The sequence below is a fragment of the Phosphitispora sp. TUW77 genome (genome assembly GCF_048453025.1).
Taxonomy (GTDB): domain Bacteria; phylum Bacillota; class Thermincolia; order Thermincolales; family UBA2595; genus Phosphitispora.
The window spans coordinates 515,788-529,897 of the sequence record NZ_CP156677.1; the positions used below are offsets into that span (position 1 = coordinate 515,788).

General features: G+C 44.4%; 8 protein-coding genes. 6 read left to right on the forward strand and 2 right to left on the reverse strand.

Annotated elements, in window-relative coordinates:
• Window positions 1-173: 173 nt before the first annotated feature.
• Window positions 174-2,171, forward strand: a complete 1,998-nt coding sequence (locus ABFY19_RS02450; protein WP_418791687.1) for a right-handed parallel beta-helix repeat-containing protein — start codon at window positions 174-176, stop codon at window positions 2,169-2,171.
• Window positions 2,172-2,272: 101 nt separating this feature from the next.
• On the opposite strand, the gene ABFY19_RS02455 is transcribed toward ABFY19_RS02450, so the two are convergent.
• Together ABFY19_RS02455 and ABFY19_RS02460 are read right to left on the reverse strand one after the other, a co-directional pair.
• A complete protein-coding gene (locus ABFY19_RS02455) occupies window positions 2,273-3,838 on the reverse strand; it encodes an IS1182 family transposase (RefSeq protein WP_418791688.1) in 1,566 nt (521 codons plus the stop codon).
• A gap of 414 nt (window positions 3,839-4,252) precedes the next feature.
• Window positions 4,253-5,134, reverse strand: a complete 882-nt coding sequence (locus ABFY19_RS02460; protein ID WP_418791690.1) for a LysR family transcriptional regulator — start codon at window positions 5,132-5,134, stop codon at window positions 4,253-4,255.
• A 122-nt stretch (window positions 5,135-5,256) separates the two neighbouring features.
• Between ABFY19_RS02460 and ABFY19_RS02465 the strand changes: the two genes are divergently transcribed.
• From ABFY19_RS02465 to purC, 5 genes are all read left to right on the forward strand, one after another.
• A complete protein-coding gene (locus ABFY19_RS02465; RefSeq protein WP_418791691.1) occupies window positions 5,257-9,099 on the forward strand; it encodes a phosphoribosylformylglycinamidine synthase in 3,843 nt (1,280 codons plus the stop codon).
• Window positions 9,100-9,159: 60 nt separating this feature from the next.
• Window positions 9,160-11,142, forward strand: a complete 1,983-nt coding sequence (locus tag ABFY19_RS02470) for a cation:proton antiporter (RefSeq protein WP_418791692.1) — start codon at window positions 9,160-9,162, stop codon at window positions 11,140-11,142.
• A 362-nt stretch (window positions 11,143-11,504) separates the two neighbouring features.
• Entirely contained in the window at window positions 11,505-12,026 is a 522-nt protein-coding gene (gene purE / locus ABFY19_RS02475; protein ID WP_418791693.1) for a 5-(carboxyamino)imidazole ribonucleotide mutase, read from the forward strand.
• Window positions 12,027-12,043: 17 nt separating this feature from the next.
• Window positions 12,044-13,336, forward strand: coding sequence for an adenylosuccinate lyase (gene purB, locus ABFY19_RS02480; RefSeq protein WP_418791694.1), 1,293 nt, complete (start codon window positions 12,044-12,046; stop codon window positions 13,334-13,336).
• A 19-nt stretch (window positions 13,337-13,355) separates the two neighbouring features.
• Window positions 13,356-14,087: a phosphoribosylaminoimidazolesuccinocarboxamide synthase gene (gene purC / locus ABFY19_RS02485; RefSeq protein ID WP_418792516.1), complete on the forward strand. Its 732-nt coding sequence runs from the start codon at window positions 13,356-13,358 to the stop codon at window positions 14,085-14,087.
• Window positions 14,088-14,110: the final 23 nt, after the last annotated feature.

Consider the following 14,110-nt stretch of genomic DNA (forward strand, 5'->3'; position numbering starts at 1 on the left):
AATATGATATAAATACTAATTTAAAATATGGTATAATATAAAAACAAAACGTTTTAAAAACAGAACATTTTTAAAGGAAGGAATGAAAAACCAGAATGAAAAAAGTGAGTATTTTTTCAAAAAATCCGGTTTTTTTTATTGCAGCTGTTTTTGTTTTATCCTTGTTTTGCACCTTGTTTAATACTAGCTCAGTATTTGCCTATGATGAAATTACGTTAAGCAGTGCGGGGTGGAGCGAACCGGTAGGAACATGGGATCCGGATACGTTGACCGGGGTATTGACTCATAACGTAAACAAGACCATACATATCACATCTAATGGCATCACTCTTGACGGCGGAGGGTATACGATTACCGGAGATGAGACATGGAACGGAATATTGGTCCAAGAACAAAATAATATTACTATAACTAACATAAATGTTTCCAACTGTCTAAACGGGATACTGCTCTCTTTTTCAGATTTCAATACAATTACCGGTACCGTATTGACAGACAACGTTAACAGCAATCTTTTTTTATCCAGGTCTGAGTACAACACAGTTACTGATAACTATATGTCAGGCAGTGAAGCTTATGGTATTCTGCTGCGGGAATTTGCCAACAGCAATGTGTTAGCAGATAACGAATTTATTGGTAATCTTAATGGAATTGCTTTGCTTGGAGCACAGCGAAACTCAATTTATCAAAACACCGTGAGGGATAACAGCTGCGGTATTTTTATCGGGGACACGTCTTCTCTTACGGAATTAATACCATCCATCCAGAACCAGGTATTCCAGAACAATTTTATCGATAACAATACCCAGGCGTATATTAACAATTATGTGTTTAATATTGATAACATGTTTTTTATGAATGTGCCAAAAGGAGGCAACTATTGGAGCACTCATATATCCACCGACAGCAACAGTGATGGTTTTGCAGATACTCCTTACAGCTTTTACGGCGGACAGGATAACTTGCCCTGGATGATCCAGGATGGATGGGAGTCAGCTTCAGAAGAGCCTCCTGTGGAACCGGCACATCTATATGTATATTTGGGGAATAATGGTTGGAGCGAGCCGGTAGGAACGTGGGATTCAGTGAACAGGACAGCAACACTGACACAAGATGTTACCGGAACAATAATAATTATGGCTAACGAAATAACCCTGGAGGGAAACGGCCATACTGTCAGCGGTGATGGAAACAGTGCAGGAATTCAGGTATCAATGCATGGCTATATCACGGTAAGAAATGTCCAAATGGAAAATCACCGTTATGGAATCCTGATGAATTATGCTTATGACAGTATAGTGGAAAACAATGTAGTATCAAATACTGATTATGGTTTTTACCTGTTTGAGTCAAGGCGGAACACGGTGTCGGAAAATCAGTCTTATGACAATACTTATGGTGTCAGCCTAGTCGAATTATCTGATGACAATCAGATTATTGGCAACGAAATATACAGCAATGACTATGGGGTTGACTTGCCCGGCTCTTTTGAAAATATTGTAACGGAAAATACCATTAGAGATAATGCCGTATCAGGGCTTAGCATCCGGCTTCATCCATTTGGAAATTACGCTGTATTACATGCAAATCGCAACCAAGTTTATCACAATGACTTTATCAATAATACCGAACAGGCATCTATATATGATAGTGATACTGATAATATTTTCAACTTAGATGCACCTGAAGGAGGCAATTACTGGAGCGATCATGTATCTATTGACAACAATAGTGATGGATTTGCTGATACACCTTATGTATTTTCCGGAGGGCAGGACAATCTGCCCTGGATGACAGCTTTCGGTTGGCATGAACAAATTAACGACCAGGATGAGGACGGTATTCCGGATGACGAGGACAATGCTCCCCATGTATATAATCCTTCACAGGAAGCTACAATTGCCGGGGTGCTGGAGGTGTTTGACAGAGCGGTTCTTGACGGTACATTGGAAGGAAACGGTGATGCGGAAAAACTGGCTGAATTAAGAGAAAAGCTGGTAAATGTCAGTGAAAAATTAGCAGCAGGCAAAACAAATCCAGCCCTTCATTTACTTAATGCTATCTATGCATTTATTGACGGGGCAGAAAAACCAAAGGACCTGGTTGTTGGTGTGGCTGCCGAAGATATTGCGAAAATGATTACTGAGTTAATCGGTTCATTAGAAATATAAGTGAACTGGGACCTGTTTAAGAAACTGATGGGACCGTGTCATAAGTAATTACTTATGGGCATGGTCCCTGTCTTTGTGTCAAAAAATTAGCGAGCTTCTCCTTAAGCCCACTGGATAGTTGCCATTTTTGAAATATTATGTGCCATACACAGTAATCCCCACTCAATTTTAACCTTTTCAAGACCCCTGAGGAGGAATCTTTTAAAGCCCCAACACCATTTTATCCGGCCAAATACGTACTCGGGTTCAATACAGCGTCTTTTGCGCAGGGCAAGGCCTAGCTCAGAAGTTAAGTTTTCTCTGGCTTCTTGCTTTAGCTCTTCTAAACGGACATTAACCTCTATCCTACGGTTCCAGTACTTGCTTTTAGTACAGGATTCTCGGTTGGTACACCCGGTACAGTCTTCACATTCATCTACTCTAACATGAGACTCGTAGCCAGTAGTGCTTTTTCTTTTTACCGTTTTTATGTATTTTAATTTCTTGTGTTCATAGCAGATATATTGGTCGTTTTCTGCATCATAGACCATGTTTTCCCTAAGAAATGGGTTGGTTTTAACGTGGCGCTTCTGCTCATAATGAAACTTGTTGTATTTAACAAAGTTTTGAATTTCCTGCTCTTTCAGATATTCATAGTTTTCTTCACTGCCATAGCCTGCATCTGCAATAATCTTCTGCGGTACACTGCCCCAGGCCTTTTTTATACCTTCCAGATGTACTTTCAGACAGGAAGTATCAGTTGCTTTTTGATGAATGCTAAAACCTACCACGAATTGGTTTTGCGTGCCTGTTTGCACGTTATATGCAGGCTTGAGTTGGCCATTCTTCATATGGTCTTCCTTCATCCGCATGAAGGTAGCTTCCGGGTCAGTCTTGCTCATGCTGTTACGTTCATTGCCAATTGCAGCTAATTGAACCTTGTACTTCATGGCTCTGGGCAGACAGTCCTTAACAAGAGTACGGGCAGCTTTTCTAGTGATTTTTACACTTTTATCATTTTTGCCTTTTTTGCTTAATGCCTCGTTTATTCTTCCAACCAGATCCGCAACGGCTTCAGGATTATTCACCACGTTTTCGCCCATTTCAGGCAGATCCTGATCTCCATAAAGTTCGTCTTCCAATTCATTGGCCCGGTCTATTTCTTCCAGTAGCCCTTTAACCTTTTCCCGCAATTTCTTCTGGTTCTTATCTACGCTCTTTTTCCATACAAAGCTGTATCTGTTGGCATTTGCCTCTATCTTTGTGCCATCAAGATAGTATTCTTCAAGATTAATCAGACCTTCGGCAGCCATATATTCCACCAGTAATTGAAATACCTCGTCAATTATGGTCTTCATATCTGACCTGAAGCGGTTAGGAGTGTTGCCTCCGGCCAGCCACATGAAATGTATGTTTTCCCGCAACGCTCTGGCCAATTGCCTTGAAGACCAGACCTTGCGGCCGTACCCGTAAACTAATACCTTTAACATCATTTTCGGATGGTAACTGCCTGCGCCGCCCCCCTTATATTTTGCCAAGAGTGGGTCTATGCCTATTTCATCGATTACCTGGTTCACAGCACGTACTTTATGCTGTGGTGGAATCATGCTCTCCAAACTCATGGGCAAGGACAGCTGATTCATATCGTATGGCTTAAAGACTACTTTCTGATGGCCCTTCTTTTTCATAAGCTTCCTCCGCATCTTTACTGTTTCATTAATAATTCTACACTGGAAGCAAAAACCCTTTCACCTTCAAAGCAATGTTTTTTCTTTTCCTGCTTTTGATGGTCCTATGAGAGGGATGCACCTTGAAGGAAAGGGCGGGAAGCTTGGTGAGATGTTGCACAAGGTTTTCCTTGCACTGGCCTCGTGAGGAGTCTTACCGCACTCCGCTAAGCGAAGTCACGAACCGGAGCCACGGATGGCGGAGCCGCCACTGAGGCAGGATGCCGAATTGGCGGTTTAGTCCGTGACTTCGCCAGGAGCAAGGTTAGAACCCTCCGATGCCAGTGCGGAAAACCGGTGCTATAACTCACCAGATTTCCCGCCCAATCAAAAAGGGAGCATATCACTTATGGGACACTCCCATCAGTTCTGTTTTTACCGGAATAATTGGATTAATTTCTGGGCGGCAAGGGCAGTTGGGATGTTCTTATGAGTAATGATGCCAATGCTTCTTGGTGGTATTTTTTCTTTTATATTGAGTGCAAAAATTTCACCATCACTCAGCTCTTTGGCAATATAATCACGTACCACAAAAGATATGCCAAGGCCTATTTTAGCCAGTTCCACGAGCAGGTCGACACTTCCCAGCTCAATTTCGGGAGTAAGAGTAATCCCCTTCTGCTTCAAATAAGAGTCGATAAATTCCCTTGTGACAGTATTTTTCTCCAACATCAGGAGAGGATAATGATTGAGTTCTTCAAGCTGGACTACTTTGTTTTTCAGATGTGTAAAGTTATTTCCGGCAATAAATATATCCTGAATTTTTTTTAATTCTTTGATTTCATGATTTTTGTCCGGTTTTTCGGGAATATTGACAACAATAACGTCAACAGACCCATTGTTTAGCAGTTCAATACACATTGGTGAGGTGCGGTTAGTAACCTGAATATTGATATTAGGGTACAGGCTGATGAATTTTTTGAAATAGGGCAGCAGGTAATGCTTACATATAGTATCACTGGCTCCTATCCTGACTTCACCACTTTCCAGGGAACGCAGCTCGCTGACCCGCCGTTCACCGGCTTTAATGAAGTTAAAGGCCTGGGAAACGTATTCAAACAGCATTTCACCTTCCCGTGTCAGCTTGACCTGCTTTGTATTTCTGATAAAAAGCCTGCAGTTCATTTTGTTTTCAAGGAGTTTAATTGATTGGCTGACTGCCGACTGGGAAATGTACAGTTTGACTGAAGCCGACGAAAAACTCAGGTCTTTGGAGACATAATAAAACACCTTGTAGAGCTCAAAATTCACATCCATATAACCCCCGCCCCCTTTTATTAGCCATACTAATAAAACACATTAAAATTATTAACTATTCTTATTAATTGTATTATGTTAAAATTGTATTTGTAAAGTAATATTTTCGGGAGGTAATACTGATGAATACTGCTGTAAGACGTATTTATGTTGAAAAGAAACAGGGTTTTGACGTTGAGGCTTGCAGTCTTTTGGCTAATTTGCGGGAAAACCTTGGCCTAAAAGGACTTGAAACCGTGAAGGTACTCAACCGTTATGACGTATCAGGAATTACCGATGAGGTGTACCAAAAGGCTCGCAGTACCATCTTTTCAGAACCTCCTGTTGATTATGTATATGATGAATTTATGCCGGAACCCGGTGATAACAGCAGGGTATTTGCTATGGAATACCTACCGGGACAATATGACCAGAGGGCAGATTCGGCAGCCCAGTGTTTGCAACTTCTCAGCCAGAAGGAAAAGCCGGCGGTAAGTTCTGCTAAAGTTGTTGTCTTCCAGGGTGAGCTCACAGATGCTGATTTTACCCGGATAAAAAATTATTGCATTAATCCGGTTGATTCCAGGGAAGCTTCCCTGGACAAGCCGGAGAGCCTTGACATTGAGTGTGCGGTACCGGCAGATGTTGCTATTGTTGCCGGGTTCATTTCGAAAACTGAGGAAGAACTCCGGGAGTTTTTTGATAATATGGGCTTTGCGATGAATTTCGGTGACCTGAAGTTTCTCAGGGAATACTTCCGGGATACGGAAAAAAGGGACCCGACTGTTACTGAGCTTCGTGTAATTGACACATACTGGTCCGACCACTGCAGGCATACGACTTTTTTGACAGAAATTTGTGATGTGTCATTTGAAAAGGGCGACTTTATAGCTCCGGTTGAGGCTGCTTATAGAGAGTACCTGCAATCAAGGGGGCATGTCTATGGCGGTAGTATGAAGCAAGCCGATAGAGACATTTGCTTGATGGATTTGGCCTTAATGGCAATGAAGGAACTTAAAAAGAGCGGGAAGCTGGATGACCTGGATGAGTCGGATGAGATAAATGCATGCAGTATAGCTGTAAATGTTGATGTTGATGGGAAAAACGAAGAATGGCTGGTCATGTTCAAGAATGAAACCCATAACCATCCTACGGAAATCGAGCCTTTTGGGGGTGCGGCAACATGTCTGGGAGGAGCTATCAGGGACCCCTTGTCAGGGAGGTCTTACGTATACCAGGCTATGAGAGTTACCGGCAGCGGCGATCCCAGGGCCAAGGTAGCAGACACCCTTCCGGGGAAATTACCCCAGCGCAAGATTACTACCGAAGCGGCGGCAGGTTACAGTTCCTATGGCAACCAGATAGGTATGGCGACCGGTCAGGTGGCTGAAGTCTATGATGAAGGTTTTCTTGCCAAAAGAATGGAAATAGGTGCGGTTATCGGCGCTGCGCCAAAGAGAAATGTGGTCAGGGAAGTGCCAGTAGAAGGTGACCTGGTTATTTTGGTGGGCGGCAGGACAGGCCGTGACGGCTGTGGGGGGGCTACCGGTTCCTCGAAGGAACATGATGAAGAATCAATTTTGACCTGTGGGGCTGAGGTGCAGAAGGGGAATCCGCCTGAGGAGCGGAAAATCCAGAGACTTTTTAGAGACCCAGAGGTTAGTGCCATGATAAAGAGGTGCAATGACTTTGGCGCGGGCGGTGTGTCTGTAGCCATAGGTGAACTGACGGATGGTTTGGAAATAAACCTTGATGCCGTACCTAAAAAATATGAAGGTCTTGACGGGACGGAGTTGGCCATATCGGAGTCTCAGGAGCGAATGGCTGTTGTAGTGGCTGTTGCCGATGCGGAACATTTCATCAGCAGGGCGCGCCGGGAAAACCTTGAGGCTACGGTTGTAGCCAGGGTTACCGCAGACAGAAGGCTGAGGATGTTGTGGAGAGGCCGGGAAATTGTTGATATAAGCAGGGACTTCCTGAACACAAACGGTGTGAAACAGAATACCACGGTTAGGGTAGCGGCCCCTGAAGGAAGCGGGAATTATTTCAAATTAGTTTCCGAAGCAGTTACACCGGAAGCAGGCAGTCTGAAAAGGGCCTGGCTGGCAAACCTCAGGTCACTGAACGTTTGCGGGCAAAAGGGCCTTGTGGAGATGTTTGACAGCACTATCGGAGCGGGTTCCGTTTTGCTTCCCTTTGGGGGCAAATACCAGTTAACTCCCGCAGAGGGAATGGCCGCTAAGATTCCCTTAGTATCAGGTGAAACCAAAACCGGTACTTTGATGGCTTTTGGCTATAATCCGAAACTGGCTGCCTGGAGCCCGTTTCATGGGGCACTGTATGCCGTTGTGGAGGCTGTTACCAAAGTTGTGGCCCTTGGAGGAGATTATAGCAGAATCAGGCTTACCCTGCAAGAATACTTTGAAAAACTGGGGACAGACCCGTTGAAGTGGGGGAAACCTTTCAGTGCCCTTCTGGGGGCCTTTTATGCTCAGAAGATGTTGGGTATTGCTGCAATAGGCGGTAAGGACAGCATGTCCGGAACTTTTAAAGAGCTTAATGTTCCGCCTACCCTGGTTGCTTTCGCAGTGGATACAGTTAATGTAGAACGGATTATTTCTCAGGAATTCAAGAAACCGGGGAGCCGGGTGGTCATTGTCCCTGCATCCCGTGACGAAAATGAGGTTCCTGATTTTGAAAGATTGAAACAAAACTTTACCAAAATTCATCAACTAATCCAGCAGGGCTATGTACTGGCTTCCCACTCGGTAAGGGCCGGTGGCCTGGCTGAGGCTGTAAGCAAAATGTGTTTCGGTAACAAGCTTGGTTTTGAATTTGCGGAGCTGGCAAGCATTAATGAACTGTTTGCCCCTGAGTATGGTTCTCTGGTCCTGGAAATGGTTGAGGGTGTTGACTTGAATGGTGCTTTTGGGGATGTACAATTCAGGGAACTGGGTCAGACGAAAGAAAAACCGGCTATCAGGATAAGGGGCACCGCAGCGGGTTTTAATGATACTGATATTGGTGCTGATGATATAGAAATTGATATTGATAAAGCAATAGAAAATTGGACTGCTCCCCTGGAGAAGATTTTCCCGACCAGAGCAGCCGGTGAGTTGGAGTCCCAAAAACCTGCCGCAATCTCTTTTGAGGGGAGGAATACCGCCAGGTCGGCATTGACTTTTGCCAGGCCTAGGGTTTTCATTCCTGTATTTCCGGGGACTAATTGTGAATATGATACGGCCAGGGCATTTGAAAGAGCCGGTGGTGCAGCAGAAACCTTGGTTATTAGGAACCTGTCCCCTGAAGAAATAGAGTCATCTGTAGATTCCATGGTTAAAAGTATTAATAACTCACAGATAATAATGATTCCGGGAGGTTTCAGTGCCGGAGATGAGCCTGAAGGTTCAGGGAAATTTATCGCCACTGCTTTTAGGAACCCCAGAGTCAAGGAAGCAGTAATGAACCTTCTCAAAAACAGGGACGGATTGATGCTGGGGATTTGTAACGGATTTCAGGCACTTATTAAGCTGGGTCTGGTTCCATATGGTGAAATTACTGATATCGGAGCAGACTGCGCCACACTGACTTTTAACACCATTGGCCGTCATGCTTCCTGTATGGTGAGAACAAAAGTAGTTTCTACACTTTCACCGTGGTTTGTTAATTCCTGTGTTGGCGATACTCATACAATCCCTATTTCTCATGGTGAAGGCAGGTTTGCAGCCGGTGATGAACAAATAAGGCGATTGATTGACGGTGGTCAGGTGGCTACACAGTATGTTGACCTCAATGATAACCCGACTTATGATATTGCTTATAACCCCAATGGGTCGATTCATGCCATTGAAGGAATCACCAGCCCTGATGGCAGGGTCCTGGGCAAGATGGGGCATTCAGAGCGGATTGGTTCCTATGTTGCTATAAATGTGCCTGGCGAGAAGGATCAGAAGATTTTTGAGGCTGGTATAAGGTATTTTGCGTAAAAAAAGGTTAAATTAATAACAGGTGACAAATATTTAGATATCTGGCTGGTGAATTCGGAAATGGAGATACCAATTTTAAAGGGGATAACTATTATATTTGCGCTTTCTGTGGTGGTCCTGTTCATATTTCACAGGCTCAGGATTCCGGCGGTTGTTGGTTTTCTTCTGACCGGAATACTGGCAGGGCCTCATGGATTTAAGCTGGTAAATGAAGTTCATCAAGTTGAGATGCTGGCCGAGATAGGGATTGTCCTGCTTCTCTTTACTATTGGTATAGAATTCTCTTTTAATGAACTGCTGCAGATTAGAAAATCGGTGCTCATGGGTGGGTCACTGCAGGTGGTTTTGACATCGGTGGCTGCTTTCGGAATATCCGCCTTTTTGGGATATCCTTTAGAGAAGGCCCTTTTCATCGGTTTTCTAATATCTCTCAGCAGTACAGCAATTGTCCTCAGGCTGTTCCAGGAGAGGGCAGAGCTTGATAGCCCTCATGGGCGTGCGACCCTTGGTATTCTTATTTTTCAGGATTTTGCCATTGTCCCAATGATTCTTTTTACTCCTCTATTGTCAGGACAGGCCGGTAATTTAGGTAACTCCCTGATTGAGCTGGTGGCAAAAGGGCTGCTTATAGTTATCTTGGTAATAGTAAATGCCAAGTGGATTGTACCCTATATTTTGTATCAGGCTGCCCGGACACGGAACCGTGAAATTTTTTTATTGAGCATTGTGGTAATTTGTCTCGCAGTGGCATGGCTTACTTCTAGTGTCGGTCTGTCTCTAGCCTTAGGAGCGTTTCTGGCTGGATTGATAATTTCTGAGTCGGATTATAGCCATCAGGCTTTAGGAAGTGTCCTGCCTTTTCGTGATGTTTTTACCAGTTTCTTTTTTGTATCTATAGGAATGCTCCTGGATATTGCTTATCTATTGCAGCAACCCTTACTAGTTGCTGCTGCTGTTATTGGAGTAATGCTGCTGAAAACGATTATGGGAGGTTTTACGGCACTCTTGATGGGCTTCCCTATTCGGAGTATGATATTGACCGGATTTGCTCTTAGCCAGGTGGGGGAGTTCTCATTTATTCTTTCACGCAGCGGTGTGGAATATGGTTTGCTTACCGGGGGCAATTACCAGCTTTTTCTCGCTGTCTCTATACTTACTATGGCCGGGTCACCATTTGTTCTGGCTATTGCCCATAGGGCAGCGGATTTGACTGTCAGGCTGCCTCTTTCGGAAAGGATTATTTCTGGTAAGGAATATTCGAGACGAGAGGTGACAGATGATTTAAAGAACCATCTGGTGATTTTGGGTTTTGGGATTAATGGCCGCAATGTGGCCAGAGCTGCTGCGGCAGCAAGTATACCTTATATGGTTATCGAAATGAATCCTGATACCGTCCGGGATGAGCGGAAAAACGATGAGCCCATTTATTATGGTGATGCTACTCATGAAGCAGTACTGCAACATGCTAATATTAAGGAAGCAAAGGTTGCTGTGGTGGCGATTTCCGATCCGGTAGCCACCCGCAGAATTATCGAAGTTATTCGCAGGCTTAATAAAGACTTGTGTATTATTGTCAGAACCCGTTATGTTCAGGAATTGGAAGAGTTATTCGAGTTAGGTGCTAACGAAGTTATTCCCGAAGAGTTTGAGACCTCTGTGGAGATTTTCACCCGGGTGCTTAATAAGTACCTGGTGCCAAGGACAGAAATTGAGAGGTTTATCTCTGAAGTGCGTTCCGATACCTATGAGATGTTTCGCAGCTATTCCCGGAGACCGGTCATTTTATCAGAGTTAAAACTTCAGATGCCGGATTTCGAAATTGCCACATTTCGCATATATGGGGATTCCAAAGCAGCAGGAAAAAACCTGCAGCAAATTGAATTAAGAAAGAAATATGGTGTCACCATGCTGGCAATAGGGCGTGAGGGGAAGTTTAAGGCAAATCCCCATGGGCAAGCCCGAGTGCTTTCAGGGGATGTGGCCGTGATTGCCGGGCCCCGTGAAAAGGTAGCTAGGGTTGCCGAACTATTCAGTGAGGAGTAGTAAAAAGGACTGTTTTTCTTGACATTGCCCCCCGGCCTTGTTAAGATATAACTGTATAAAACTGAATCTTCGTAGGTTCCGGGATAATACCGGGGGCACGAGAGAAAGTGTACCTAGGGTTCCGCTGATTTAAATATCAGGTCTGGTCCAAGTGGTACAGGCGTTTTGCGCCACACCGATGGGATAAAAGCCCAGACGGGTAGGTTTCGCTCGATTGTGAGAATCTGCCCGCCTGGGCTTTATTATTTAATAACTGATTTTGGAAAGCAGTAACGTATATTTTAAAGGATTATTAGACATTTTGTTGAAAAAACTACTATTAGTAATGAAGTACTATAAATATGGATCGGAGGGAGACAGATATGGTGAAACCATTGGTAGGTATCGTTATGGGAAGCGATTCTGATTTAAACATAATGCAAGGAGCAGCCAAAATTCTTGATGAACTGGGCGTTGCCAGTGAAATTATTATTTCCTCGGCTCACCGGGTTCCGGAGCAAACGGCCCAGTATGCCAAAACTGCTGAAGAACGCGGCCTTGAGGTTATTATAGCAGGGGCCGGCATGGCAGCTCACCTGCCGGGGGTAATAGCTGCTATGACTCCCCTGCCTGTTATCGGGGTACCCATCCAGTCAGGGGCATTGTCAGGGGTTGATGCCCTTTATGCAATAGTACAGATGCCTCCGGGAATCCCTGTGGCCACAGTTGCTGTTAACGGCGCCAAAAATGCCGGTATCTTGGCAGCACAGATTCTGAGCGTTAAATATCCTCAGATAAGGGATAATATTAAACAATACAAAGTCAAGATGGAGGACGAAGTTCAGGCTAAGGCCGCCAAACTGGCAGAACTGGGTATTGAGGGTTATCTGAAAAGCAAAAAATAGACGGAGGTACCTGATTAATGATTGAAAGATATACTCTTCCTGAAATGGGGAGAATTTGGACCCTGGAAAATAAGTTTCAGAAGTGGCTGGATGTTGAAATCGCTGCCTGTGAGGCTATGGCCGAATTGGGGCAAATCCCGGCGGAAGCGGTTAAGGTTATCAGGGAAAAAGCTGCTTTTGATGTAAACCGGATTGATGAAATTGAAAAGGTCACCAATCACGATGTAATAGCATTTCTGACAAATGTTGCCGAAAATGTTGGTGAGGAATCCAAGTATATCCATATGGGGATGACATCATCAGATGTAGGTGATACGGCTATGTGCCTGCTGATGAAAGAGGCGGCTGAACACCTGCTCCCGAAACTGGCAATATTAAGAGAAAAGCTGGTGGAAAAGGCCGGTGAGTACAAGTATACCCCGATGATTGGGCGGACTCATGGGATACATGCAGAACCAATGACTTTCGGCATGAAGATGCTGCTTTGGATTGCTGAGACAGACCGGAACATAGAACGGCTCAATAGGGCAATTGAAACAATTAGTGTAGGCAAACTGTCGGGTGCTGTGGGAACTTATGCAAATATTGACCCTGAAGTGGAAAGAAGGGTATGTGAGAAGCTTGGGCTGCAGCCTGCCTCTATTGCAACACAGGTGATCCAGAGGGACAGGCATGCTGAATATATGGCCACACTTGCGGTAATAGGCTCTACTTTGGAGAAAATAGCTACTGAGCTGCGCAACTTGCAGCGTACCGATATCAGGGAAGCGGAAGAGTATTTTGCCAAGGGCCAAAAAGGGTCTTCGGCAATGCCGCACAAAAGGAACCCTATTACCGGTGAACGTATCAGCGGCCTGGCGCGAATTTTGCGGGGCAATGCCCTGGCCGCTATGGAAAATGTGGCCCTGTGGCATGAACGGGATATATCACACTCATCGGTGGAACGGGTTATTGTCCCTGACAGTACCATTCTTCTGGACTATATGCTGCACCTTACCATAAGGATAATCGGCAGCCTTCTTGTTTATCCCGATGCCATGATTGAAAACCTGAATAAGACCAAGGGGCTGATTTATTCCCAGAGAGTTTTGCTGGCATTGGTGGACAAAGGTATTTTAAGGGAAAGGGCTTATGAGCTGGTACAGAGAAATGCCATGGAGGTTTGGCGGACCAAAGAGGACTTCCTTGACCTGCTGCAGAAGGATAATGATGTTACAGGACTAATTTCTGCCGAAGAACTCCGCAGCTTATTTGATTATAACTGGTTCCTCAGGCATGTGGATACGGTTTTTCAGCGTTTTAGAATATAAGGAGGGGGAAAGTATGGATATTCAGAAGCTTGAACAGTTGTATGAAGGCAAGGCCAAAAAGGTTTATAAAACAAGTGACCCTGACCTGTATTGGATAGACTACAAGGATGATGCCACAGCGTTTGACGGCAAGAAAAAAGGAACCATCATGAACAAAGGTATCCTTAATAACAGGATATCGGTACATTTTTTTAATTTATTGGCAAGCAATGGTATTGTCACCCACTTGGTCAAACAAGTAAATGACAGGGAACAGATAGTAAAAGCAGTTGATATTATTTTAGTTGAAGTAGTTGTCAGGAATATTGCCGCCGGGTCACTGTCGAAAAGGATAGGCTTGCCGGAAGGGACCATACTTCCTAAAACCGTGCTGGAATTTTACTATAAGGATGATGCACTTGGCGACCCGCTGATTAATGAGTATCATATCCAGGTGCTTGAGTTGGCCACTCCTGAACAGATGAAAGTGATTTCCGCTATGGCTCTTAAAATCAATGATATTTTAAGGGCATACCTTAAAGATAAAAAAATTGACCTGATTGATTTTAAACTTGAATTCGGCATCCATAAGGGTGAAGTCATCCTAGCTGACGAGATATCCCCTGATACTTGCCGTTTTTGGGATATGGAGACCAGGGAGAAATTAGATAAAGACCGTTTCCGCAGAGATATGGGTAATGTTGAGGAAGCGTACAAGGAAGTGTTGAAGAGACTGACCGGGGAGACAATACCTGACAGCAGTGGTGAATAATATACGTATTCTGTGCCAGGGAG

What these genes read in the sequence shown, in the direction of transcription:
- purB (WP_418791694.1), top strand. Translation starts at nt 12,044, where the DNA reads ATGATTGAAAGATATACTCTTCCTGAAATGGGGAGAATTTGGACCCTG.
- ABFY19_RS02455 (WP_418791688.1), bottom strand. Translation starts at nt 3,838, where the DNA reads ATGAAAAAGAAGGGCCATCAGAAAGTAGTCTTTAAGCCATACGATATG.
- ABFY19_RS02465 (WP_418791691.1), top strand. Translation starts at nt 5,257, where the DNA reads ATGAATACTGCTGTAAGACGTATTTATGTTGAAAAGAAACAGGGTTTT.
- ABFY19_RS02460 (WP_418791690.1), bottom strand. Translation starts at nt 5,134, where the DNA reads ATGGATGTGAATTTTGAGCTCTACAAGGTGTTTTATTATGTCTCCAAA.
- ABFY19_RS02470 (WP_418791692.1), top strand. Translation starts at nt 9,160, where the DNA reads ATGGAGATACCAATTTTAAAGGGGATAACTATTATATTTGCGCTTTCT.
- purE (WP_418791693.1), top strand. Translation starts at nt 11,505, where the DNA reads ATGGTGAAACCATTGGTAGGTATCGTTATGGGAAGCGATTCTGATTTA.